The sequence below is a fragment of the Rhodococcus sp. WB1 genome (assembly GCF_001700945.1).
GTDB classification, from domain to species: domain Bacteria; phylum Actinomycetota; class Actinomycetes; order Mycobacteriales; family Mycobacteriaceae; genus Rhodococcus; species Rhodococcus aetherivorans.
Genome location: NZ_CP015529.1, coordinates 4,043,155 through 4,066,311 on the forward strand (window position 1 = coordinate 4,043,155; position 23,157 = coordinate 4,066,311).

Below are 23,157 nucleotides of genomic sequence, written 5' to 3' on the forward strand. Positions count from 1 at the left end.
CAGGCCGCGACGGGACGGCTACTTCTCGCCGTCCGGCCGGACGATCAGCACGGGGCAGTCGGCCGTCTGCATCAGCGCGTTGCTGGTCGATCCGAGCAGCAGGCCCTTGAAGCCGCCGCGGCCGCGGGAGCCCACGACGATCAGCTGGGCGCGTTCGGCGTACTCGCTCAGCACCCGCACCGGCCGGTCCCGCGCGACGACGCGCTCGACGACGACGTCCGGGTAACGCTCCTGGAACCCGGCGAGGTTCTCGGCGAGCACGACCTCCTCCCCCGTCTGGATCCTGCTCCACTGCGGATCCTCGGGCACCGCGCCCAGGGACGGCTGCACGCTCACGTCGCTCCACACGTTCACCGCGACGAGCGTCGCCTTGCGGGCGGCCGCCTCGGCGAACGCCACCTCGACGGCGCGCACAGAGGCCTCGGAACCGTCGACGCCGACCACGACCGGGCCGTCGGAGGGCGGTGCCCCGTCGAGGGTGCGGCCGCGCACGATCGCGACCGGGCAGTGGGCGTGCGAGGCGAGACCGAGGGTGACGGAGCCGACGAGCAGCCCCTTCACCTCCCCGAGCCCGCGCGAGCCGAGCACGATGGTGTCGGCCCGGTTCGAGAGGTCGACGAGGGTGGGGACGACCTTGCCCTCGATCTGCTCCGTGGTGATCTCGACCGGGCCCTGCTCGTCGGCGATGCGCTTGGCGAGCACCTTGGCACTGTCGAGCCGCGCCCGCGCCGTCTCCTTCATCTCCTCGTGGAAGCTCTCCGCGAGGTAGGGCTCGGAGTAGTAGAACGCGGGGATGTGCACGACGGTGACGATGTGCAGCGGCAGCGCGCGGGCCGCGGCAGCGCGGGCCGCCCAGATCACCGCGGTCGCCGCCGCGTCGGATCCGTCGACCGCGACGACGATCGGTTGGGTTTCGGTCATGAATTCCCCTCTGTCGGCGGGCCGGTGGGCCCGGGTTCTCACATCGGCGCGGGTGTCAGTTGCAGATCTCCCGCAGCTGTTCGATCAGTCGGACCCGGCCGGCGGTGTTCTCCGCGATCGGGTTGACGTTGAGGGTGGTGACGCCGGCTTCGGCGAACGCGGCGACGCGTTCCCGGACGTAACTCTCGGGCCCGATGAGCGAGACCGCCCGCACCAGGTCGTCGGGCACCGCGGCGGCGGCCTCCTCCTTCCGGCCTGCGAGGTACAGGTCCTGGATGGTCTCCGCCTCCTTCGCGTACCCGTAGCGGACGGCGAGGTCGTTGTAGAAGTTCTTGCCCTTCGCCCCCATGCCGCCGATGTACAGCGCGAGGTGCGGGCGTACGAAGTCGAGCAGGAAGTCGACGTCGTCGCCGATCGCGAGCGCCGCGCCGACGTAGACCTGCAGGTCCCCGAGCGCGGGATCGCGCTTGGCCTTGCCGCGCGCGAGGGACTCGCCCCACACGTCGGCGGCCTTCTCGGGATAGAAGAAGATCGGTTCCCAGCCCTCGGCGATCTCGGCGGTCATCTCGACGTTCTTGGGGCCGATCGCGGCGATCAGGACGGGGATGCGTTCGCGCACCGGGTGATTGATCAGCTTGAGCGGCTTGCCGAGTCCGGTGCCCTTCTCCGGCGGCAGCGGGATCTGGTAGTACTTGCCCTGGTACTCGACCTTCTCCCGGCGCCACACCTGGCGGCAGATGTCGACGAGTTCACGGGTCCGGCCGAGCGGCGCGTCGTATTTGACGCCGTGGAATCCCTCGATGACCTGCGGGCCGGACGCACCGATGCCCAGGACGAAGCGGCCGTCGGAGACGTAGTCGAGACCTGCGGCGGTCATCGCCGTCAGGCTCGGCGTGCGGGTGTAGATCTGGAAGATGCCCGAGGCCAGCTCGAGTCGTTCGGTCTTGGCCGCGAGGTAGCCGAGCTGGCTGACCGCGTCGAACGAGTACGCCTCCGGTACGAAGACGATGTCGAGGCCGGCCCGTTCGAGATCGGCCACCTCCGCCGCCGTCTCGGCGAATCCGCCGCTGTAGTTCAATCCCATCCCGATGCGCATCCGCATACCCCGTGATTCGTTGGTGCGTGGTCCTGCCGGGCACGCTCGTACCCGTGTGCCAGGTACCCTACCGCCGGGGTGTGGCGCGACCTTCAGGACTCGTCGGGGCGCACCACCATGACGGGGCACTGCGCGTCGCGGATCAGCGAGTTGCTGGTGGAGCCGAGCAGCATGCCGGTGAAGCCGCCGCGGCCGCGGCTGCCGAGCACCAGCAGCTGCGCCTTCTCCGACCAGGCCAGCAGGTGGGCGCGCGGCCCGTCGACGTACACCTCGCGACGCACGTTCACGTCGGGGTAGCGGTCGTGGAACCCGGCGAGGCGCTCGGCGAGCAGGGCCTGCTCGGATTCCGCGAACGCGTTCGGGTCGATCGAAACCTCCACGGCCTCGTCGAAGGTGCCCCGCCGCATGTCGCTCCACACGTGCACCGCGACGAGGTCGACGCCGCGCAGGCCGGCCTCCTCGAACGCCGCGCGGACGGCCTTCTCGCTGAGGGGGCTGCCGTCGACCCCGACGACGACGGGCCGGGTGTCGGGCAGGGACTCCGGAGCCTTGCCGCGGACGACGACGACCGGGCAGCGACCGTGGCTGGCGACGGACACCGGGGTGGAGCCGAGCAGTGCCTCGCCCACCCGGCCGGTGCCGGAGGAGCCGAGCACGAGCATCCGCGCGCGGGCGGACAGGTCGATGAGCCAGCGGGCGCTGCCGGTGGCGGCGAGCCGGGTGGTGATCTCGAGTGCCGGCGCGACGGTGCGGGCGACCTCCTCGGCGCGCTGCAGCAGCGTCTTGCCCTCGTCCTCGACCCATTCGAAGACCTGTGCGGTCTGGATGAACGGCGCCCCGCTGTAGCCGCTGGGGGCGAAGTCGAGAGCGTGCACGATGTGCAGCGGCAGCCCGCGGTCGGCGGCCGTCGCGGCGGCCCACCGGACGGCGTCGTCGGAGGCCGGGGATCCGTCGATCCCGACCACCACGGTGTTCGAGCGCACCGCCTCGTCGTGCGTGGGCTCGTGGTGCGCCTTGCTGCCTGGGAACTTCACGTCGGTCACCGCTCTCGTCGCAGGGATCGTCCTCGGGGTCGAGGTTAATCCGCTCCCCTGGGGGCAGGAATGGTCTTTGGTCCCTCTCCGGGAAGTCCGGAGCCACTGGCCCGGTAGCGGGGATGCGGCCACAATCGTAGGCAGAGGAGGCGCATCATGTCCGGTGGACCGATCCGCATGGCGGGGCCCGCGGCCCACAAGGTCCGCGCGGCGGACGTGATGAGCACGCCGGTGCTGGCCGTGACGGTCGACGCCACCCTGGAGCGGGCCGGGGAGGTGCTGGCCCGCAACGGCTTCACCACCCTCCCGGTGGTCGACGAGCACGGCCGGCTCTGCGGCCTGATCACCGAGGAGGCGCTGGCGGGGGCGCATCTGGCGCGCCTGTCGATGTACGCCGACCTGCCGCTCGTCACCGCGATCCGCCGGCCGCTGACGGTGCGGGCGGTGGCGTTGCCGCCGGTGGCCCTCGATGCGGACGCCGAGCTGTTCGACATCGCGCGGGCGATGCTGCAGATGCGGCTGCGGTCCGTGCCGGTGGTGCGCGACGGCAGGCCGATCGGAATCGTCAGCTGGCGCAATATCCTTCCCGTGCTCGAACGCTGACGCACCGAAGCGATCTACGTCACATTAAATTGTCATTTCAGATACCAATTATCTAGTCTCAGGTCATGCAACTCACCCAGTTCACCGATCTCGGACTGAGAGTTGTCATGTACCTGGCGGCCGCCGCGCCCGACAGCTCCCCCAGCACCAAGCGCGTCGCCGAGCAGCTGCAGCTGTCGTACGCACACACCACCAAGGTGGTCGCACGATTGAGCGAACTCGGCGTCGTCACGACCCGCCGCGGCCGCGGCGGCGGACTGACCATCACCGAGCTCGGCCGGGGCGCGTCCGTCGGATGGCTCACCCGGCAACTCGAAGGCGACGGCGAGGTCGTCGCCTGCGAGGGCGACAAACCGTGCCCGCTGCGGGAAGGATGCAGCCTCCGCGGCGCACTGCGCCGAGCCCAGGAGTCCTTCTACGCGGCGCTCGACTCCGTCACCGTCGCCGATCTCACCCGGGCCCCCACCCGCACCGTCCTGCTCGATCTCACCCGCCCCGCCGTCTGACCGCACGGTTCCACAGCCCGGAACCGGCCCAGCCCTACCCGAAACGGAGTTCACGATGCCGCTCTCAGCCGAGTCCAAGGAAGTTGTCCGCGCCACCCTCCCCGCCGTGGGTGCCGCCATCGGCGACATCACCCCGCTGTTCTACAAGAAGATGTTCGCCGCGCACCCCGAACTCGAGCGCGACCTGTTCAACCGCGGCAACCAGAAGCAGGGCGAACAGCAGAAGGCCCTGGCCGGCTCCATCGCCGCCTTCGCGACCCTGCAGCTCGATCCCGACCCGGCCCGGGTCGAGGCGATCCTGTCCCGCATCGCGCACAAGCACGCCTCCCTCGGCATCAAGCCCGACGAGTACTGGATCGTCCACAAGCACCTGTTCGAGGCGATCGTGGAGGTCCTCGGCGAGGCCGTCACCCCCGAGGTCGCCGCGGCCTGGGACGAGCTGTACTGGCTGATGGCCAACACGCTCATCAAGCTCGAGGACGACCTGTACAAGGCCGCGGGCGTCGCGCCGGGCGACGTGTGGCGCACCGTCCGGGTCGCCGAGCGCCGGCACCAGTCCGCCGACACCGTCTCGTTCGTCCTGACCTCGCTCGACGGCGCTCCGCTGCCCGCTTTCCGTCCGGGACAGTACCTTTCGGTGGGCGTGAGGCTGCCCGACGGGGCCCGCCAGATCCGCCAGTACAGCCTGACCAACGCGCCGGCCCAGGGCGACTGGCGCATCACCGTCAAGCGGATCGTGGCGACCACCACCCCCGACGGCACCGTCGCGCCGGCCGGTGAAGTGTCGAACTTCCTGTACGACAACGTCTTCGAGGGTGACGAGCTGCAGGTCACCACCCCGTTCGGCGACCTGGTGCTGCCCGACGACGGCGCCCCGCTGCTGCTGGCCTCCGCCGGCATCGGCTGCACCCCGATGATCGGCATGCTCGCGCACCTCGCGGAAACCGGTGACGAGCGCAAGGTTTCGGTGCTGCACGCCGACCGCTCCGTCGCCAACCACGCGCACCGGCACGAGCTGGCCACCCTCGTCGAGCGCATCCCGTCCGCCGAGGTGCACCGGTGGTACGAGGACCTCGGCGCCCGCGAGCCGCTCGAGACCGTGCGCGTGGGCCGGGCCGACGTGTCGGACCTGCCGCTCGACCCGAACACCAAGGCGTACCTGTGCGGTCCGCTGCCGTTCATGCTCTCGCTGCGCGAGGCCCTCATCGAGCGCAACGTGCCCGCCGAGAACATCCACTACGAGGTGTTCGGTCCCGACAGCTGGGCCCCGAACGCCTGAGTCGCCTCCGACCGTGCCCCGGCCCCCGCGGCCGGGGCACGGTCGTCTCCACGATCCGGCGCTAGGCTCGCTCGCATGGACGATGCTCCGGCCCCCGCCGGCGCGGGCCGCACCCGCCGGGCCGGCCGGATCGGACTGCTCGTGCTGCTCCTCGTCGGGCTCGCGGCCACGCTGCGGACCCCGGCGGCACCCGCACCGGCCGACGCTCCCCCCACCGCGTTCAGCGCCGTCCGCGCGACGACCCACGTCGAGGCGGTGGCCGCGCGGCCGCGCACCCCGGGTTCGGCCGGCCATGCCGCGGCCCGGGAGTACCTGGTCCGTATCCTCGACGACCTCGGCTGGTCCGTCCGCGTCGACGACGGCGTCGGCTGGTCGGCCACCGCCGTGCAGGGCACCCAGCGGGGCGGCCGGGTCGCGAACGTCGTCGCCACCCTGCCCGGCACCGACCCCACCGGCACCGTCGTGCTCGCCGCGCACTACGACACCGTCGCCGGCTCCCCCGGCGCGGGCGACGACGGGATCGGGATCGCCACGGTGCTCGAGGCGGCCCGCGCCCTGACCGCCGGCCCCCGCCCCCGGAACGACGTCACGGTGCTCGTGACCGACGGCGAGGAACGCGGCCTGCTCGGCGCCGAGGAGTACACGCGGCGGCAACCGGCCGACGCGAGGCCGACGGTGGTGCTCAACCACGAGGCCCGCGGCAACGGCGGGATCCCCGTCACCTTCCGGATCTCCTCCCCCAACGCGGGTCTCGTGGGTGTGCTGTCCGGCGTGCCCGGCACGACCGCGGACTCGTTCACCCAGACGGCGTTCGAGTTGCTGCCCAACGACACCGACTTCCGCCGCCTCACCGAGGCCGGCATGCACGCCGCGGACACCGCGATCGCCGGCGGCGGCGCCTACTATCACAGTCCCCTCGACACCCCGGACCGGCTCGACACCGGGTCGCTGCAGCGCATGGGAGAAACCACCCTTGCTGCGGCACAGCGGTTCTCGTCCGCCGACCTGGCAGAGCTCGGCTCGGGGGGCGACGACGTCGTCGTCACGCTGCCCTGGGGGCCGGTGCACTACCCGCGCCCGCTCGAGATCGCCCTGACCGCGCTGCTCGCCGCCGTCACCGGCGCCCTCGCGGCCCGGCGGATCCGGGACGGTGCCGCCTCGGCGGGCCGTCTCGCGGCGTCGGGCGGGATCTCGATCGCCGTGGCGGCCGCGGCGGCGGGTGCGGCGTTCGTGCCGTGGTGGCTCGCGCTGCGGATCGCTCCCGGTCAGGCCTCGGCGGTCCTGCGCGAGCCGTACCTGCCGGTGCCCTATCAGGTCGCCGCGGCGGCCGCGGCCGTCGCCGTCCTGCTCGCGGCGTATCCGCCGGTGCGCCGCCGTGTCGGCCCTGCCGCGTTCGCGACGGGCGCGCTGCTCGCCGTGACGGTCACCGCCCTGGCCGCGCTGCCCTTCCTCGGCGTCGCGACCGTCCTGGTGCTGCCGGCGCTGCCCGCGGCGATCGCCGCGCTCGTCGTGGACCTGCTGCCCACCGATCGGCGCGGGTGGCGGACGCCGGTGACGCTGGCCGGGACAGTTCCGGCGGTCGTGGTGCTCGTGCCCGCCGCGGTGGCGTCGTTCGACGCCGGTCTGCTCACCGGAGCGCCGCTCGCGGGGGTGTTCGTCGCGGTGCTGTTCGCGCTGGCGCTGCCGCTCCTCGACGCCGCCGGCGCGCCGTCGCAGCTGCGGCTCGCCGCGATCGCCGCCGCGGGGGTCGTGCTCGTGGCCGCGCCGGTCGGCGGCTGGGTCAACCGCGACGGCGCCACCCCGCCGCGGCAGGAACAACTGCTCTACGCGCTGAACGCGGACACCGGTGCCGCCGTGTGGGCGTCGCCGCGCGCCCCCGCCTCGGCCTGGAGCCGCGCCCTGCTGCCCGAGGAGCCGGCCACGCTGCCGGACGCGTTCCCGTGGCGCAGCGAGACCAGGTTCGCCCACGGGCCCGCGCCGGTCGCGCCGCTGCCCGCGCCCGGGCTCGCCGTCGTCGCGGACGTCACCGACGGCGACGAACGGACGCTGACCCTGCGGCTGACGTCGCCGCGCGGGGCGCCGACGATCGGGCTGTGGGTGGACGGGACGTCCGCGGCGGTGCGGGAGGCGGTGGTGGCCGGGCGGAGCGCCGCGCCGGCCGCGCCGTTCGGGTTCCTGTTCTCCGGGACCCCGGCCGAGGGCATCGAGGTGCGGCTGACCGTCGCCCCGCGCGACGGCGCGGTGGTACTGCACGTCGCCGACGTCACCGACGACCTCACCGTCGTCCCGGGATACACCGCTCCGGACGACCGGGCCGTGGTCACCCCCGCGGTCGCGGTGACCCGCACCGTCCGGTTGTGATCATGCCGTGCCGAGCGGCCACTCGTGAACGGGCTTGCCGCCCAGCATGTTCCGGATGTAGTCACGCATCATTCCGTGCAGGGCGGTGCGCCGGTCGGCGCCGGCGTCCTCCCGTTCGACGACCTGCGCCCGCTGCCACGCCGCCCCGGTCTGCCGGTTCAGGCACCGGCCTTCGATGATGCCCAGGTACCGGTCCCGCGCCTGCTGCGACAGCCCGAAGGCGGTCAGGCCCGCGTCCGCCATGGGCAGCAGCCGGCGCAGCACGAGTTCGTCGGCGCCCACCCAGCCCAGGCCGGGCCAGTACAGCCGCGCGTCGAGGCCGTACTTGGCCCCGATCCCGAGGTTCTCGCGGGCCGCGTCGAAGCTCATGAACCGGCACAGCGGCACGTCGGCGTCGACGAGGGCGCGCAGCGCCCCGTAGTAGAACGCGGCGTTGGCCATGATGTCGAGCACCGTCGGGCCCGCCGGCAGCACCCGGTTCTCGAGCCGCAGGTGCGGGTGCTCGTCGGCGACGTCGTAGACGGGCCGGTTCCAGCGGTAGATGGTGCCGTTGTGCATCTGCAGCTCGCGCAGCCGCGGAGTCCGGCCGGCATCGAACTCGGCGATCGGATCGACGTCGGACACCTCGGGCAGCAGCGCCGGGAAGTACCGCGAGTTCTCCTCGAACAGGTCCGTCACCGAGTCGATCCAGCGCTCGCCGAACCACACCCGCGGCCGCACCCCCTGATTCTTCAGCTCCTGGGTGCGGGTGTCGGTGGCCTGCGCGAACAGCGGGATCCGGCTCTCGTGCCACAGCGCCTTGCCGGCGAGGAACGGGGAGTTCGCGGCGAGCGCCACCTGCACTCCGGCCAGGCATTGAGCGGCGTTCCAGTGGTCGGCGAAGTCCTCCGGGGCCACCCGCAGGTGCAGTTGCAGCGACGTGCAGGCCGCCTCCGGCACGACCGAGTTGGCGTCGGCCCGCAGCTGTTCGGCGTCGTCGCGGCCGGGGAGGGGCACGCCGTCGAGATCGAGCTCGATGTCCTCCCCGCGTGCGGCGAAGATCTGCTCGTTGAGGGCCTCGTAGCGCGGGTTGGCGGTGATGCGCTCCCGGTCGAGGTGGGCGAGCTCGAGCGTGGGCAGCATGCCGATCATGACGAGCTGGGCGTCCTGCCGGTGCATCCGCGTGTCGGCGCGGCGCAGCGACTCGCGCAGGGTGTTCTCGATGTCGAGGGTGGCGTCACCGGCGAACGGCCCGGGGTCGACGTTCATCTCGACGTTGAACTGGCCCAGCTCGGTCTGGAACACGGCGTGATCGTCGATCGCCTGCAGGACCTCGAGGTTGCACATGGCCGGTTCCATGTCGTCCTGGACGAGGTTGAACTCGATCTCCATGCCGAGCAGCGGCTCCGGCCGTTCGCGCGCGTCGGTGAAGGCGCCGTCGCGCAGCATCCGGTCCAGGGCGGCGAGGCAGGCCTGCACCTTGGTGCGGAACTCGCGCCGGTCGGCGCGGGTGAAGGAGCGAGCCTTGATCTGCGTGCCCATGGAGCCGTGTCCCTCTCCCCCGCTAGGTGATGATTCGTCAGCCTAGCGGCCGAGCGACCGCAGTTGGGGGCGAGCGTCAGACGGCGCGGTAGCTGCCCCAGTCGGCGACGACGCCGCGGGTGCTGAGCCAGGCGTTGGGGTCGGTCTTGCCGCCGGCCTGGTCCCACACCTCGAAGTGCAGGTGCGGGCCGGTGGACCAGCCGCGGTTGCCGACGGTGGCGATCTGCTGACCGGCGGTCACCCGCTGACCGGCACTGACCTGGTAGGTGTCGACGTGGCCGTAGACGGCGGTGGTGCCGTCGTCGTTGAGGACGCGCACCCACTGGCCGTAGCCGGAGGCGGCGCCCGCGTCGAGGACGGTGCCGTCGGCGGCGGACTTGATCGGCGTGCCGATCGGGGCGGCGATGTCGATGCCGCCGTGGTGGCTGCCCCAGCGGGGGCCGAAGTCCGAGGTGAGCGTGCCCGAGACGGGCTGCACGGTGGCAGGCTTGGCGGGGTTGAGGTTGTTCAGCCAGCCCTGGCCCGCGGCGAACTGGTCGACCAGGGTGTCGAGCTCCGGCGGCAGGGCGGGAGCGGCGGCGTGCTCGTGGCCGTGCTCGTCGGCCGGGGCGGGCGCACCGGGCAGCTGCGGGAGCTCGAAGCCCTCGGGCAGCAGGCCCTGCGGCACCTCGAACGGCAGGGTGCCGGTCTGGGCGGGGGCGGGCGCGGCACTGGCCGTGCCGGCGGCGAGCTGGGCACCCACGGCGAAGAAGGCGCCGGTGGCGGCGGCCACGGTGGCGGCCTTCACGGGTGCCGACGGACCGGTGGGCTCGACGCGGTGCCGGCCGCGGCCGGAGGACGCACCGGACAGATCCATCTCGAAGGTGGTCGCCTCGTCGCCTGCCCGCTGGTGCCGTCCCACAGTTGCTACCTCATCCGTCGTCCGTTGCGCGCCGGGTGTGCCCCGGCCGTTTCTGGCGACTCAAAGTAACAAAACGATATAGGGCAGCGCCAGCGTTACGTTTCGGACACTTCTGCGGTGGGTACCGACGGCGACCCGGCGGCAGCCCGGCCGGATGCAGCCCTGCCCCACCTGCGTGAACTGCGGAAACACCCTCCTGGTGCGCGCGGGCGGGGTTGGGACGTCCGCCGGGGCCGGCGGCTCCCGGCGCCGCCTCGCGCGCATACAGAACCGCGAGGAGACGACGGCAGTTATGTGATTGTGATCACAGCGGAGCGCCCGGCGCGTCAGCCGATGTACGCGATGGGCGCCTCGGGGATGTAGTCGACGCACGAGAGCAACGGGGTGGGCGACGGGCTGAGGTAGCCGGTGTCGAATGCCTGGATGCGCTGCTCGGCGGTGCCGTGGGTGCGCTCCGGCCCCTTGTCCTCCCCCACCGCGGCGAACGCCCGGCCCAGCGACGCCAGGTCGGTCTGCTCGACCGTGACGCCGAGGTCGCGTTCGGAGTACGCGACGAAGGCGCCCGATCCACAATCGGCCTGGTTCTCGTAGGGGATGGCACTGTTGGGTTCGGCCGGGTCGGGCTCCGGCAGTGCCAGCATCGTCTGGAAGTGATGCGTCACCTCGTGGCTCAGCACCGCGGCAATGGCGATCTCCCCGTAGCCGTTCACGAGGTCCATCGCCGCCTTCTCGCCGATGTAGAGGCTGCGGTCGGCCGCGCAGTACATCAGCGAGTTCTCGTCGTAGGCGCAGCCGGGCGCCGCCTCCCCCGACTTCCCCGCCGCCACCGAGTAGTAGGCGGTGGGATGCGGCATGTCCTGGTACGTGGCATCGATCCACGACTCGATCGACGGAAGGAAGCACTGCACATACGGTCCCATCGCGTCCGTCGCGTACTGCCCGGTGCTCCCGGCGGCGAACGGACACTCCGCTGTGGGCGAAAGCTGTTGCAGGGCAGACTCGTCCTCCGCGGCGGCCGGAGCGACGGCACCCAGGGCGGGCACCACGGCGGCGACGGCCACGGCGGCGAAGCGGATCGTGCGCGAGATCGAGCGAGGCATGAGTACTCCCGGGGACGAGGATTCGGCGTGCGGATCCACCCTCCGGCACGCCACGGCCGCACTCCAGGGCTCTTCGGGCTGCACACCGCACCCCGAGGGGGACGGTTCCCACCCCCGGGGTCACTGGCCGCACCTCCGACCGAAGGTCACCGGCCGCAGGTCACCTGCCGCAGGTCACCTGCCGCACCTCCGGCCGAATGTCACATGCGTTCGGTTGGATTGACGGCGTGTGACATTCGGGTGCACGACCGGGCGGGAACGGCGATCGCCCTCACGGGCGCCGCGATCTACGGGTCGAGCTTCCGTACCCCGGCCCTGCTGTCCGCCTCACACGCCTCCGACCAGGCCTGGACCGTCACGTGGATCGCCGTCGGCGCGGCGGCGGCGCTCGCCGTGCCGCTGGTTCCGCGACCGTTTCACACCGGCGCCGCGATCCCGGCTACACTCACACCGCGCATCGAATCGGCACCGCCGGTCCACCGCGCGCCGCCCTCGTAGCTCAGGGGATAGAGCACGGCTCTCCTAAAGCCGGTGTCGCAGGTTCGAATCCTGCCGGGGGCACAAGAGACCGCTGGTCGAGCTCACCCGCAGCCGCTCTCTACGGACCGCCGCTCGCGGGGAGCGGGCGAACCAGCGCGATGCCCCTGCTCCAGCCGCTCGATCAGTCCGCCTGCACGCCAGGGGCGATGTCCAGCCGTAGATACGACTCGACGCCGAACAGTCGGTGCATCCTCCTCGATGCCGACGACAGATGCGGTTCCGCCTCCGCCGCCGGCACGATCACGGGAGCGACGGCGTCGTAGCGCACGCCCTCGCGCTCGAGGACGCAGCCCCCGCCCGCCAGAACGTTGCGGCACCAGTCGACGTCGGTGCCGTAGGGCAGATGGATGAAAAACGACTGTCCGGATCGTTCCGCCCACACCGGGGTCACGTATGGCCATCCGGATGTGCGACCCACGTGATGCACCGCTGTGACCGTCTTCCCTCCCCTCTTCAAGATCACCGGGTTGAGGACGACCTTGTTGTACCGGCGCAGGGCAGTCAATGCCGGCTTCCAGCGCGAGCGCCACACGACGACACGGATCACCGTGAAGACCGTGTCGACGACGAGCACGACGCCGCCGAACACCCACTCCGCCAGTCGCCGGAGCGTTGCCTTTTCGGTCACGGGTCCGCCCTCTCGCTCAGGAGGAATCTCGACCCGGATCGCTGCGTGGCGGCGAGCGGTCCACGGCACCCGGCCCGTCCTCGGAGTTCGCCCACCGGAGGAACCTCGCCGCGAGGTCGGCACGGATCTCTGCGAGAAAATCGCCGTCCCGGGCGTGATCCAACTGCTCGACAGTGTCCAGTTCAGCCCGTACCGTCGCGGCCTCGTCGCCCCGAAGGCTCGCGATCCACCGTTCCACCGGGCCGGGCGGTGCGGGAACCGGACGGGGTACCACCACGTACTTCTCGAATACGTTCCGGAACCGCTCCCAGCATTGCTGTTCCTGCTGCAGAAGGAACCACGGCCATTCGACGATCCGGCCCTGGAGGCACACCTTCTTCGAGGGACCGTACTCGAGCGGATTCCACTGCGGCGGACGCGTGAACACGACCTGCAGGTCCACACAGTCCTGATCGCTGCCGGGCGTGCTCATCAGCGAAATGGTGTGCAGGTTCCTACCGTCTCCGGGACACCGGTATCGGATCGTCGGCACTCCTTGGCACGGCGCATAGTAGCCTGCCGGCGATATCGCCGCGCCGTTCACGATCCAGCCGACGGACAGGTCGTCCTGGCCGTGCTCGAAGGACATCAGCACGGTTTCGGAAAAATCGACCCGACGCCCCACCCAGACACCGCGACGACAGAGCGACGGCGTCTTCGTGTAGTCCTCGATCACGAAATGCCGCCCGGCTTCCGAACGTTCCCGGGACTTCTCGACGAGCGGGTAGGTCATCGTTCCCCCTCTCGGCTGCCTCGACTCAACGGTAGATCGAGGAGCGGACCGGGGAGGCGGTTTCGCCCTGCGGATGAGGCCCTCTCAGCGACGGGTCGGCTGGACAGCGGATCGCTGCCTGCTCATTCCGCGTCTCCGCGCTCCGCGTGTGCGGCCTGCTCCGCCGCCACGGCCGCGGCGACGTGCGCTTCGGCGGCCGTCTTGTCCACGCCGAGACCGGTGAGGACGCCGTTTCCGTCCTCGTATTCGAGGAGGGCGAGGAGGATGTGCTCGGTGCCGATGTAGTTGTGCCCGAGACGAAGTGCCTGCCGGAACGTCAGCTCCAGGGCCTTGCGCGCACGCGCGTCGTAGGGGATCAGGTCGGGCACGTCCCCGGACGCCGGCGGGAGCTTCTCCACCACGGCGCGACGGACCGCGTCCGGCGAGACGTCCTGCGCGACGAGCGCGCGGACCGCGAGGGCGTCGGGCTCGCTCAGCAGACCGAGGACGAGATGTTCGCAGGTGATCTCGGCGTTGCCGGCCGCCCGGGCCTCGTTCTGTGATGCCATGACGACGTTACGGGCGCGTTCGGTGAATCGGCTGAATCCTTGTTCGGGATCGAGATCGGCAGAACCCTTGGGCACGAAGCGCTTCTGTGCCGCCTGCTTGGAGACGCCCATGCTGCGCCCGATGTCCGTCCAGGACGCGCCGGAGCGGCGGGCCTGGTCGACGAAGTGGCCGATCAGATGGTCGGCGACCTCCCCGAGATGCTCGGCGGCGAGGACCGCGTCGGTCAGTTGTTCCAGGGCGTCGGTATGCACCTTCTTGATGGCATCGATGAGGTCGTCGAGCCGGACGGGATTGCTCATGGGTACCGGGTTCGTCATTCGTCAACCATAGGTTGACGCGCTCATGGTCGTCAATGCCCGGTTGACGATCAATCCGGTGCGCCTCGCCGGCACCGCGAGGCGGGTACTGTCGTCGCATGGACCCCGACGTCCGCGCTGGTCACCGGGCCGATCGCCACTCGCGGCGCGAGCCGATGATCGCGCCCAGCCTGGCCTCGGGCGACCTGGCGCGCCTGGCCGACGAGGCGCGGGCCGTGGCCGGTGGATCCGATCGGGGCGCGGACTGGCTGCACGTCGACGTGATGGACGGACACTTCGTCCCCAACATCACCTTCGGGGTGCCGGTCGTGCGGTCCCTCGCCCGGCACACCCCGCTGCCGCTCGACTGCCACCTGATGATCGAGGATCCCGACCGGTGGGCGCTCGACTACGCGGAGGCGGGCGCGCACAACGTCTCAGTGCACGTCGAGGCCGTCCGCGACCCGGTCGCTCTCGCCGGCCGCCTGCGCGACGCCGGCGCCCACGCCGGTCTCGCGCTCGCGCCGCAGATCCCGCTCGAGCCGCACATCGGCACGCTCGCGCACTTCGACACGCTCCTGGTGATGAGCGTGCCTCCGGGATTCAACGGCCAACGGTTCATCCCCGAGATGCTCGACAAGGTGCGCGCGGCGCGACGCCTGGTCGACGCGGGGGAACTCGACGTGCTCATCGAGGTCGACGGCGGGGTGAACCTCGACACCATCGGGGCTGCCGCGGCGGCCGGCGCCGACTGCTTCGTGGCCGGCACGGCCGTCTACGGCACGGACGACCCGGCCCGCGCCGTGCGCCTGCTGCGCGAGAAGGCCCGGGCGGCGTACGGGAGACCGTGACAAGCGGGAGACAGGGACGAATCGGAGACAGGGACGAACGGGCGACAGGACGAACACGAGAACGGGCGCCGAGAGACATCTCGGCGCCCGTTTTCGGGTGACGGCTCAGCTCCCCAGCGCGTCGATCGCTGCCTGCAACCGCCGGGCGGCCTCGTCGGCGACGGGCTGCAGCCCGGGATCCTCGGCCACCTGCACCATCAGTTGCGGGTTCATCGCCTCGACGTGCACCAGGCCGGCGTCCTCCGGATCGCGCCGGACGACGACGTTGCACGGCAGCAGCAGCCCGATCTGCCGATTGACCGAGACGGCCTGGTGTGCGAGCGGCGGGTTGCACGCCCCGAGGATGACGTACGGCTCCATGTCGACGTCGATCTTGGTCTTCAGGGTGGCCTGCATGTCGATCTCGGTGAGCACCCCGAAGCCCTGTTCCTTCAGCGCCTCGCGGGTGCGCTCGACGGTGTCGCCGAGCGGGGCGCGCAGCGTGGTGGCGAGAGCGAGTGTCATGCTGCTCCTTCGTGGTTCGCTGTTGTCAGGCGAGCGCGAGGAAGAGCTTCTCGAGTTCCTCCTCGGTCAGCTTGTCGACGCAGGTGTCGTCCTGCTCGTCGAGGACACACTGCCGCAACCGGGTGGCGACGATCTTGAATCCGGCCCGGTCGAGGGCGCGCGAGACCGCGGCGAGCTGGGTGACCACCTCGCGGCATTCGCGCCCGTTCTCGATCATGGAGATCACGCCGGCGAGCTGGCCCTGTGCGCGGCGCAGCCGGTTGAGCACCTGGGTGGTGGATTCTGCGGCATTCACGGTGTTAACTGTCATGGTCGGCCCCTTCATACTGAAGATGAACCCATCATACCCGGTGGGGTATTCCCGTGCCCACATTCCGGCTCGGCGCCGATTCCCGGACCTCGGGCCGGTCGACCCGGCGATTCCTTCAGCGGCGACCGCCCTTGACCACCCGCTCGCCGGCCCGCTCCCAGGCGATCATGCCGCCGCGCAGCGAGGCGACGGGCGCCTGCGCCGCCGGGGCGAACATCCGCGCGGCGCTCGCGGAGCGCATGCCCGAGTGGCACACGAACACCACCGGCCGGTTGCGCACGATCCGCGCCGCCTTCGTCGGAACCTGGGAGAGTTCGCAGTGCTGCGCGACGGGCGCGTGCCCGGACCGGTACTCGGCGGCGGAACGTACGTCGACGAGGACCGCCCCGCCGTCCAGCAACTCGCGCGCCCGGCCGACGCCGACGGACTCGTAGGGCTTGGCGAAGCGCGCCTTGATCTTCTCGAGCAGGCTCATCGGGTTCCGCCCTGTTCGGCCGGGTGACCGGCGCGCAGCCAGCCCTTGGTGCCGCCGGCGACCGAGACCGCGGACCGCCCCGACGCGGACACGATGTCCGCGCCGCGCAGGCTGCGATTGCCGGAGGCGCAGATGACGTAGACGAGGTCGGTCCCCGGGATCTCGGCGAGACGGGAAGCGAGTTCGCCGAGCGGGATCCACTGGGCACCGGGCACGTGCGCCTGCTCGTATTCGTAGTCCTCGCGCACGTCCACGACGGTCGCGCCGGACTTCCACTCGTCGGCGAATGCAGCGATGTCGATTTCCCTCATTGTCCACTCCTCGGCCCACACCGGTGGGCATCGTGCCGTCGTTCGAGGTTCATACCCCATGGGGTACTGCATACCCTAGGGGGTATATCGGAATCTGTCCACCGTCTCCGCCGGACGACCGGCGCTTCGGCCCGGCGCGTGGGCGCTTCCGTGTAGCGTCCGAGACGATCCCGCCCGACGCACCAGTGAGGAATCGCCGATGAGCGACGGACCCGTGGCGCCGCAGCCCGGCGCGGGCCGTGCCCGCCAGAACGTCATCTACCGGGCAGGAGTGCTCGGGCGCACCCCCGCGGTGCCGACCGACTTCGCCGGCCTGGAACGCCTGGCGCGACGGAAGACGAGCCGGCGCGGCTGGGCCTACATCGCCGGGGGCGCCGGCGAGGGCGCGACGATGCGCGCCAACCGCGAGGCCTTCGACCGCTGGAAGATCGTCCCCCGCGTGCTGCGCGACGTCTCCCGCCGGGACCTGAGCGTCGAGCTGTTCGGCCGCACCCTGCCCGCCCCGGTCCTGCTGGCGCCGGTCGGCGCCGCCGAGCTCGCGCACCCCGACGCCGACGTCGCGATCGCCGGCGCGGCGGCCGAACTCGGCGTGCCCTACATCTTCTCCAACCAGGGCTGCGCCCCGATGGAGGAGAGCGCCGCGGCGATGGGAGACTCCCCGCGCTGGTTCCAGTTGTACTGGAGCAGCGACGACGACCTCGTCGACAGCCTGCTCGCCCGCGCGAAGACGATCGGCGCGGACGCCGTGGTCGTCACCCTGGACACCACCCTGCTGGGCTGGCGGCCCCAGGACCTCAACCTCGGATCCTTGCCGTTCGCTCGCGGCGAGGGCATCGCCCAGTACACCTCGGACCCGACGTTCGTGCGCATCGTCCGCGAGCGCATCGCGGCCGCCGCCGGCGCACGACCCGAGGTGGAGGTGACCCTAGGCGCGATCAGGACACTGCTCTCGATGAGCCGGCGCTACCCCGGCCGCCTCCTCGACAACCTCCGCTCCCCCGAGCCCCGGGCCGCCGTCGAGACCTTCCTCGACATCTACTCCCGGCCCTCCCTGACGTGGACGGAGATCGAGTCGCTGCGCGAGCGCACCGATCTTCCCGTGCTGCTCAAGGGCATCCTCCATCCGGACGACGCCCGGCGCGCCCTCGACGCCGGGGCCGACGGCATCATCGTCTCCAACCACGGTGGCCGCCAGGTGGACGGCGCGATCGCCTCGCTCGACGCCCTGGTCGGCATCGCACCCGCCGTCGACGGCCGGGTACCGGTGCTGCTCGACAGCGGAATCCGCACCGGATCGGACGTGTTCAAGGCGCTCGCCCTCGGCGCCGACGCGGTCACCGTCGGCCGCCCGCACCTGTACGGGCTGGCGGTGGGCGGCCGCGAGGGGGCCCGCGACGCCGTCGCGAACATCATCGCCGAGTTCGATCTGACGCTCGGGCTCAGCGGGCTGACGTCGGTGAAGGAGATCACCGCGGACGCGCTTACGCGCACGTGACCGACGGGCGACGCGTGATGCCGATCTTCGACGCCCACTTCCATATCGTCGACCCCCGCTTCCCCGTGACCCCGAACGAGGGATACGTGCCGCCGGCCTTCACGGTCGCCGACTATCTCGAGCGGGTCCGCGGGCTCGGCGTCACGGGTGGCGCCGTCGTGTCCGGCTCCTTCCACGGCTTCGATCAGGGCTACCTGCTGGACGCGCTGGCCCTCCTCGGCCCCCGCTTCGTGGGCGTCACCCAACTGCCGGCGACCGTGACCGACACCGAGATCGCCCGGCTCGACGAGGCCGGCGTGCGCGGGATCCGGTTCAACCTGCGCCGCGGCGGTTCGGAATCCGCCGCCCACCTCGACTCGCTCGCGCGGCGGGTCCACGACGTCGCCGGCTGGCACACCGAGTTGTACGTCGACGCCCGCGAACTGCCCGCGCTCACCGAGACCGTCGCCGCCCTGCCCGCGGTGAGCATCGACCATCTGGGCCTGTCCGCGGCCGGACTGCCGCACCTGCTGGACCTGGTCGACCGCGGGGTCCGGGTCAAGGCGACCGGGTTCGGCCGCGCCGACTTCGACGTCGCCGCCGTTCTGCGCGCCGTCGCCGACCGGAACCCGCACGCCCTGATGTTCGGCACCGACCTGCCGTCCACCCGGGCGCCGCGGCCGTTCACCGACACGGACGTCGCAGTGGTCACCGATGCACTGGGCCCGGACCTCGCCGCGCGGGCGCTGCACGACAATGCCGCGCAGTTCTACCGCGTGCGTTGACATCCCCGGCAAGCAAGATCTCCGAAACGTCGTATGCTCCGCCGTTCGCGATCTAGACTCGGGGGCGTCATTCGGTGCGCGGGGCGCGCCGCCGGCGGGGCGCGGCGGTCGGCACCCGGACGTGACATTCCGATCACAGGAGCATCAGCATGAGCGCCGCCCGAACCACCCGAGCAATCCTCGCCACCGCCGCACCGATCGCGGCCGCCGTCCTGTTCGCCGGCAGCGCCGGCGCCGCACCGCCCCAATCCCTCGGCACGGCACTGACCTTCGGGTGCCTCAACCAGGGCAGCCTGGCCTCGATCACGGCGGTCACCGCGCAGGCCGGCCCGGAGGCGAACCCCGCGATCGCCCCCGGTCACGTACTGTTCTCCACCGCACCGGGAATGGGCCCCATGCCCGCTGCGGGGCAGGTGTCGGTCGCATGGCTCAATCAGAGCACCGGCCAGGCGGGGATCGTCGACCTCGAGGGGACGTACCCGAACCTGGCGAAGGTGGTGAACACCGGCCCGGGCACCGTGCTCACCACCGTATTCGGTTCGGTGAACCTGAGCAGCGGCCCGATCTGCAATTCGACACCGGCCGCGGGGACGGTGACCGTCGGCTGACGGTGCCGGAGTTCAGCGCGGGCTGTACATGATCAGCGCCACGCCGAGCAGGCACACCAGGGCGCCGGCCACATCCCACCGGTCGGGGCGGAAGCCGTCGACGATCATCGCCCACACGAGCGATCCGGCGACGAACACTCCGCCGTAGGCGGCGAGGATGCGACCGAAATTCGCATCCGGCTGCAGCGTTGCCACCATTCCGTACCCGCCGAGCGCAATCACACCGGCGCCCACCCAGATCCAGCCGCGCTGTTCCCGGATTCCCTGCCACACGAGCCAGGCACCGCCGATCTCGAACAGGGCCGCGACGACGAACAGGACGAGGGACTTCGCGATGCTCACGCGAAGTACCCTACGGCGCTGCACGGCTCCGGTGCGGGTGCCCGCACCGGAGCCGGCCGGAACATGGTCAGGTTCGGCTCGCCGCGCGCGGGCGGGGCACCAGCCGGGGCACGCGGGCACTGTAGTCGCGGTACCGGTCGCCGAACGTGTCGGTCAGATCGTGTTCCTCGAACCGCAGCGCGACGAGGATGTATCCGGTGGTGACCGCGGCGAACAGCAGGTGGCCCACGCTCATCGTCGGCGCCACCCAGAACGCGATCAGGAAGCCGAGATACAACGGGTGACGCACCACGCGGTACAGCATCGGGGTGCGGAATACGACTTCGGCCGGGGGTTTTCCGGCGAAGTTCCGCAGCACCTGCCGCAGGCCGAACAGGTCGAAGTGGTCGATCGCGAACGTCGATGCGAGCACGAGGCCCCATCCTGCGAAGGACACCGCATAGAGCACCACGCGCACCGGTGTCGCGTCCACGTCCCAGATCTCCTGTGGCAGTGGATGCCACTGCCACATCACCAGCGCCAGGGCGGCGGTGGCGAACAGGACGAACGTGGAGCGTTCGATCGGCTGTGGGACGATGCGGGTCCATCGGTCCTTGAACCAGGGCCGGGCCATGACCGAATGCTGAACGGCGAACACGGACAACAGGGCCAGGTTCACCATCACGGCGACGACGATCGGCGTCTGCGGCCCCTCGTCGATGGTGCGGGGCACCACGAGACCTTCGACCCACCCGATCGAGTACAGGAACACCGCGAAGAACACGGCGTAGGCGGCCGCGCCGTACGCGGTCATCAGGGTGCGGCCGAGGCGGCCCCTGTCGGTCGTCTGCAACATCGTCGAACCTTCCCTCCTCCGGGCGCGCCGGCCCGTGCCACAGTCGGCGGATGTGCCGTGTGACCACGGTGCGCCAACGCGCCGGAGGACGACAGGCACCCCGGGGTGAGGTTTTCGGCACCCGGGGCGGGCGGTCATCCGCTGCCGCGGGCCACGTCCTGCGGGTCGATGTCGTCGCGCAACCCGCGCCAGCTCGGATGCCAGAGCTTGCCGGCGTCGGTCCACTCCCGGAACCGCACCTCCCCCACCAGCTTCGGGCTCACCCACACCGCGTCCCGCGCGTCCTCGCGCGGGACGTCGCCGGCGAAGGGGGTGGTGCGGCGCCGCAGACCCGCCATGGCGGCCGACAGTTCGGCGAGCTGGGGTTCGTCGAAGCCGGTGCCGACGCGGCCGACGTACTCCAGCCCGGCCTCGCCCTGCACGCCGACCAGCAGCGAGCCGAAGGTGCCGGCGCGGGCCCCCTTGCCGAGGCGCCAGCCCCCGATGACGACGTCCTGGGTGAGCCAGTTCTTCGACTTCACCCAGTCGGGGCTGCGCCGACCCGGCACGTACACCGAGTTCCGCCGCTTGGCCACCACCCCCTCCCAGCCCCGCCGGGTGCTCTCCTCCAGCGCTTCGGATCCGTTGCCGTGCAACAGGTCCGGAACGACCAGCCCGTCGGCCGCGGCGGCGAGCGCGTCGAGCACGCGCCGCCGGTCGGAATACGGCTTCCGGTACAGGGTCACCCCGTCGAGGAAGAGGACGTCGAACACGAAGTACTGCGGGGTGCCCCCGGTCCGCAGCCGCCGGAAGCTTGTGACGCCGAGGGTGTCGCACGCGACCACCTCGCCGTCGAGGACCACCTCGTGCCCGTCGAGGATGCGGGTGAGATCGGCGAGAGCGGGGTAGTCGCCGGTGATGTCGCGGCCGGAACGCGAATGCAGCCGCAGCTGCCCGTTCTCGATCTCGGCGACGGCGCGGTAGCCGTCCCACTTGCCCTCGAACGCCCATTCGCCGGCGTCGAGACCGGTCACCTCACCCGGTGTCGCGAGCATGGGCTCGAGGTCGCGCGGGAAGCTCGTCGGCGGGCCCGGCGGCGCGCTCTGGTCCTTCATGCGGTGCGCGAGCCACTGGTTGCCGGCCGTGCGGATCAGCGCGTACCGGCCCTGCACCCGCGCGCCGTGCAGGCGCACGATCACCTCGTCGTCGCGCCATTTCTCGGTGTCGTAGGTGCCGGTGTCCCAGATCGTCATGCCGCCGGCGCCGTACTCCCCCTTGGGAATCACGCCGTGGAAGGTGAGGTACTCGAGCGGATGGTCCTCGGTGCGCACCGCGAGGTTGTTGCGGCCGGGATCGTCCGGCAGATTCTTCGGCACCGCCCACGACGCGAGCACCCCGTCGCGCTCGAGCCTCAGGTCGTAGTGCAGGCGGCGGGCGTGGTGCTCCTGGATGACGAAGGAATTGCCCGGTCCGGATCCCACGGTGGCGGGGACGGGTTCGGGGGTGCGGGACGGGTCGCGCTTGTGCCGGTACTCGGTCAGGGCGTCGGACTCGGGCAGCGGCGGGTCGAGCGCGGCGAGCGGGTCGGGTCCGGCCTCGAGGCGCGCGAGCACCTCGTCGAACCGCAATTGGTGCAACCCGGGGTCGTCGAGTTCGTCCCAGGTGCGGGGCGCGGCGACCCACGGCTGCTCCCGACCGCGCAGGGAATACGGCGCGATGGTCGTCTTGGCCTGGTTGTTCTGGCTCCAGTCGAGGAACACCCGGCCACCGCGCACGGCCTTCGCCATGGTGGCGGTGACCAGGTCGGGATGCAGCGTCTCGAGGTTGATCGCCACCTGCTTCGCCACGGTCGACGCCCCGCCCGGTGCAAGCTCGCGGTCGAGCGGCACATACAGGTGTATCCCCTTGCTGCCGCTGGTGACCGGGTAGGCCGGCCAGCCCAGCCCGCCGACCATGTCGCGCACCAGGCGGGCAACCTCGGCGCACTGCGCCAGCGTGACCCCCTCCCCCGGGTCGAGGTCGAACACGATCCGCGTCGCGGGACCCGGAACGGAACCCGAGAACCGCCACTGCGGCACGTGCAGCTCGAGTGCCGCCTGCTGCCCCAGCCAGGCCAGCGACGCCACGGAGTCGAAGACCGGATACGTCACCGACCGCTGCTTGTGGTGAACAGTCTTGCGGGTGAGCCACTTCGGCGCGTGGGAGGCGAGGTTCTTCTCGAAGAACGACTCGCCGCCGACACCCTCGGGCCAGCGTTTGCGGGTGCCGGGCCGGCCCGCGACGTGAGGTAGCAGCACCGGGGCGACGGCGACGTAGTAGTCGACCACGTCGGCCTTCGTCGTGCCCGTGCTCGGGTACAGCACCTTGTCGAGGTTCGTCAGGTTCAGACGACGGCCTTCGAACGTGCGGGTCGTCATCGCCTCATTCTGCCGAGCGCGGCCCGCGGGCGCGCACTTCTCGCGCCGGTCCCCGGCGTGTCGCCCGCGCGGAGGGCGCTTTCGGTGCTGCGCTCACGAGCACCTTCGGCGCTGGGACCCATGAGCGCCTTCGGTGCTGGGACCCATGAGCGCCTTCGG

25 protein-coding genes and 1 tRNA gene are annotated in these 23,157 nt (G+C 71.4%); 10 read left to right on the plus strand and 16 right to left on the minus strand.

Going from position 1 to position 23,157, the window contains the following annotated elements; translation table 11 throughout:
- Window positions 1–18: 18 nt before the first annotated feature.
- The 3 genes from A4U64_RS17900 to A4U64_RS17910 form a co-directional block, all read right to left on the minus strand.
- Window positions 19–921, minus strand: a complete 903-nt coding sequence (locus A4U64_RS17900) for a universal stress protein (RefSeq protein ID WP_006933272.1) — start codon at window positions 919–921, stop codon at window positions 19–21.
- Window positions 922–976: 55 nt separating this feature from the next.
- Window positions 977–2,017, minus strand: a complete 1,041-nt coding sequence (locus tag A4U64_RS17905) for an LLM class F420-dependent oxidoreductase (RefSeq protein ID WP_029541944.1) — start codon at window positions 2,015–2,017, stop codon at window positions 977–979.
- A 92-nt stretch (window positions 2,018–2,109) separates the two neighbouring features.
- The gene (locus A4U64_RS17910) at window positions 2,110–3,060 is read right to left on the minus strand and encodes a universal stress protein (RefSeq protein ID WP_084648662.1); all 951 of its coding nucleotides are present in this window, start codon (window positions 3,058–3,060) and stop codon (window positions 2,110–2,112) included.
- Window positions 3,061–3,207: 147 nt separating this feature from the next.
- Here A4U64_RS17910 and A4U64_RS17915 point away from each other — a divergent pair, with 147 nt between their 5' ends.
- The 4 genes from A4U64_RS17915 to A4U64_RS17930 all read left to right on the plus strand — a co-directional run bounded on the left by A4U64_RS17915 (window position 3,208) and on the right by A4U64_RS17930 (window position 7,800).
- Window positions 3,208–3,654 carry a CBS domain-containing protein gene (locus A4U64_RS17915; RefSeq protein ID WP_006933276.1) on the plus strand — a complete coding sequence of 149 codons (447 nt, stop codon included), beginning with the start codon at window positions 3,208–3,210 and terminating at the stop codon, window positions 3,652–3,654.
- 65 nt (window positions 3,655–3,719) lie between these two features.
- Complete coding sequence (locus tag A4U64_RS17920; protein WP_006933279.1) at window positions 3,720–4,160, plus strand: RrF2 family transcriptional regulator; 441 nt, start codon at window positions 3,720–3,722, stop codon at window positions 4,158–4,160.
- 55 nt (window positions 4,161–4,215) lie between these two features.
- Window positions 4,216–5,439 carry a globin domain-containing protein gene (locus A4U64_RS17925; protein ID WP_065922918.1) on the plus strand — a complete coding sequence of 408 codons (1,224 nt, stop codon included), beginning with the start codon at window positions 4,216–4,218 and terminating at the stop codon, window positions 5,437–5,439.
- 75 nt (window positions 5,440–5,514) lie between these two features.
- A complete protein-coding gene (locus tag A4U64_RS17930) occupies window positions 5,515–7,800 on the plus strand; it encodes a M28 family peptidase (protein WP_065922919.1) in 2,286 nt (761 codons plus the stop codon).
- On the opposite strand, the gene A4U64_RS17935 is transcribed toward A4U64_RS17930, so the two are convergent.
- From A4U64_RS17935 to A4U64_RS17945, 3 genes are all read right to left on the minus strand, one after another.
- Window positions 7,801–9,321: a glutamate-cysteine ligase family protein gene (locus A4U64_RS17935; RefSeq protein WP_065922920.1), complete on the minus strand. Its 1,521-nt coding sequence runs from the start codon at window positions 9,319–9,321 to the stop codon at window positions 7,801–7,803. It abuts the gene before it with no gap.
- 76 nt (window positions 9,322–9,397) lie between these two features.
- Window positions 9,398–10,222, minus strand: a complete 825-nt coding sequence (locus tag A4U64_RS17940; protein WP_029541940.1) for a M23 family metallopeptidase — start codon at window positions 10,220–10,222, stop codon at window positions 9,398–9,400.
- A 326-nt stretch (window positions 10,223–10,548) separates the two neighbouring features.
- A complete protein-coding gene (locus A4U64_RS17945; RefSeq protein ID WP_065922921.1) occupies window positions 10,549–11,322 on the minus strand; it encodes a neutral zinc metallopeptidase in 774 nt (257 codons plus the stop codon).
- Between the two features lie 204 nt (window positions 11,323–11,526).
- Here A4U64_RS17945 and A4U64_RS17950 point away from each other — a divergent pair, with 204 nt between their 5' ends.
- Together A4U64_RS17950 and A4U64_RS17955 are read left to right on the plus strand one after the other, a co-directional pair.
- The gene (locus A4U64_RS17950; protein ID WP_144415002.1) at window positions 11,527–11,820 is read left to right on the plus strand and encodes a hypothetical protein; all 294 of its coding nucleotides are present in this window, start codon (window positions 11,527–11,529) and stop codon (window positions 11,818–11,820) included.
- A tRNA-Arg gene (locus tag A4U64_RS17955) sits at window positions 11,811–11,883 on the plus strand. The genes A4U64_RS17950 and A4U64_RS17955 overlap by 10 nt, the downstream gene beginning before the upstream one ends.
- A gap of 100 nt (window positions 11,884–11,983) precedes the next feature.
- Here A4U64_RS17955 and A4U64_RS17960 read toward each other — a convergent pair.
- The 3 genes from A4U64_RS17960 to A4U64_RS17970 all read right to left on the minus strand — a co-directional run bounded on the left by A4U64_RS17960 (window position 11,984) and on the right by A4U64_RS17970 (window position 14,128).
- Window positions 11,984–12,490 carry a hypothetical protein gene (locus tag A4U64_RS17960; RefSeq protein WP_037200600.1) on the minus strand — a complete coding sequence of 169 codons (507 nt, stop codon included), beginning with the start codon at window positions 12,488–12,490 and terminating at the stop codon, window positions 11,984–11,986.
- 16 nt (window positions 12,491–12,506) lie between these two features.
- A complete protein-coding gene (locus A4U64_RS28855; RefSeq protein WP_231385869.1) occupies window positions 12,507–12,962 on the minus strand; it encodes a hypothetical protein in 456 nt (151 codons plus the stop codon).
- Window positions 12,963–13,384: 422 nt separating this feature from the next.
- A complete protein-coding gene (locus A4U64_RS17970; RefSeq protein WP_082120198.1) occupies window positions 13,385–14,128 on the minus strand; it encodes a Clp protease N-terminal domain-containing protein in 744 nt (247 codons plus the stop codon).
- A gap of 98 nt (window positions 14,129–14,226) precedes the next feature.
- On the opposite strand from A4U64_RS17970, the gene rpe reads away from it, so the two are divergent.
- The gene (rpe, locus tag A4U64_RS17975) at window positions 14,227–14,958 is read left to right on the plus strand and encodes a ribulose-phosphate 3-epimerase (protein ID WP_198163313.1); all 732 of its coding nucleotides are present in this window, start codon (window positions 14,227–14,229) and stop codon (window positions 14,956–14,958) included.
- A gap of 105 nt (window positions 14,959–15,063) precedes the next feature.
- On the opposite strand, the gene A4U64_RS17980 is transcribed toward rpe, so the two are convergent.
- The 4 genes from A4U64_RS17980 to A4U64_RS17995 form a co-directional block, all read right to left on the minus strand.
- Window positions 15,064–15,462 carry a DUF302 domain-containing protein gene (locus A4U64_RS17980; RefSeq protein ID WP_050034734.1) on the minus strand — a complete coding sequence of 133 codons (399 nt, stop codon included), beginning with the start codon at window positions 15,460–15,462 and terminating at the stop codon, window positions 15,064–15,066.
- Window positions 15,463–15,487: 25 nt separating this feature from the next.
- The gene (locus A4U64_RS17985) at window positions 15,488–15,772 is read right to left on the minus strand and encodes a metal-sensitive transcriptional regulator (RefSeq protein WP_037201469.1); all 285 of its coding nucleotides are present in this window, start codon (window positions 15,770–15,772) and stop codon (window positions 15,488–15,490) included.
- 115 nt (window positions 15,773–15,887) lie between these two features.
- Window positions 15,888–16,247, minus strand: coding sequence for a rhodanese-like domain-containing protein (locus A4U64_RS17990; RefSeq protein WP_006930269.1), 360 nt, complete (start codon window positions 16,245–16,247; stop codon window positions 15,888–15,890).
- On the minus strand, window positions 16,244–16,558 hold the full coding sequence (locus tag A4U64_RS17995) for a rhodanese-like domain-containing protein (RefSeq protein WP_006930266.1): 315 nt from the start codon (window positions 16,556–16,558) through the stop codon (window positions 16,244–16,246). The genes A4U64_RS17990 and A4U64_RS17995 overlap by 4 nt, the downstream gene beginning before the upstream one ends.
- A gap of 199 nt (window positions 16,559–16,757) precedes the next feature.
- On the opposite strand from A4U64_RS17995, the gene A4U64_RS18000 reads away from it, so the two are divergent.
- The 3 genes from A4U64_RS18000 (at window position 16,758) to A4U64_RS18010 (ending at window position 19,425) form a co-directional block, all read left to right on the plus strand.
- Entirely contained in the window at window positions 16,758–18,053 is a 1,296-nt protein-coding gene (locus A4U64_RS18000) for a lactate 2-monooxygenase (protein WP_006930265.1), read from the plus strand.
- 17 nt (window positions 18,054–18,070) lie between these two features.
- Window positions 18,071–18,817 (plus strand): amidohydrolase family protein, encoded by a 747-nt coding sequence (locus tag A4U64_RS18005; protein WP_065923524.1) that lies wholly within the window; start codon window positions 18,071–18,073, stop codon window positions 18,815–18,817.
- A 149-nt stretch (window positions 18,818–18,966) separates the two neighbouring features.
- Entirely contained in the window at window positions 18,967–19,425 is a 459-nt protein-coding gene (locus tag A4U64_RS18010) for a hypothetical protein (protein WP_043797747.1), read from the plus strand.
- 12 nt (window positions 19,426–19,437) lie between these two features.
- Here the strand turns inward: A4U64_RS18010 and A4U64_RS18015 are convergent, their stop codons facing one another.
- The 3 genes from A4U64_RS18015 to A4U64_RS18025 all read right to left on the minus strand — a co-directional run bounded on the left by A4U64_RS18015 (window position 19,438) and on the right by A4U64_RS18025 (window position 22,998).
- Window positions 19,438–19,767: a YnfA family protein gene (locus A4U64_RS18015; RefSeq protein WP_029541928.1), complete on the minus strand. Its 330-nt coding sequence runs from the start codon at window positions 19,765–19,767 to the stop codon at window positions 19,438–19,440.
- A 67-nt stretch (window positions 19,768–19,834) separates the two neighbouring features.
- Window positions 19,835–20,602: a methanethiol S-methyltransferase gene (mddA, locus tag A4U64_RS18020; RefSeq protein ID WP_006930258.1), complete on the minus strand. Its 768-nt coding sequence runs from the start codon at window positions 20,600–20,602 to the stop codon at window positions 19,835–19,837.
- A gap of 134 nt (window positions 20,603–20,736) precedes the next feature.
- Complete coding sequence (locus A4U64_RS18025) at window positions 20,737–22,998, minus strand: ATP-dependent DNA ligase (protein WP_065922923.1); 2,262 nt, start codon at window positions 22,996–22,998, stop codon at window positions 20,737–20,739.
- Between the last annotated feature and the right edge of the window lie 159 nt (window positions 22,999–23,157).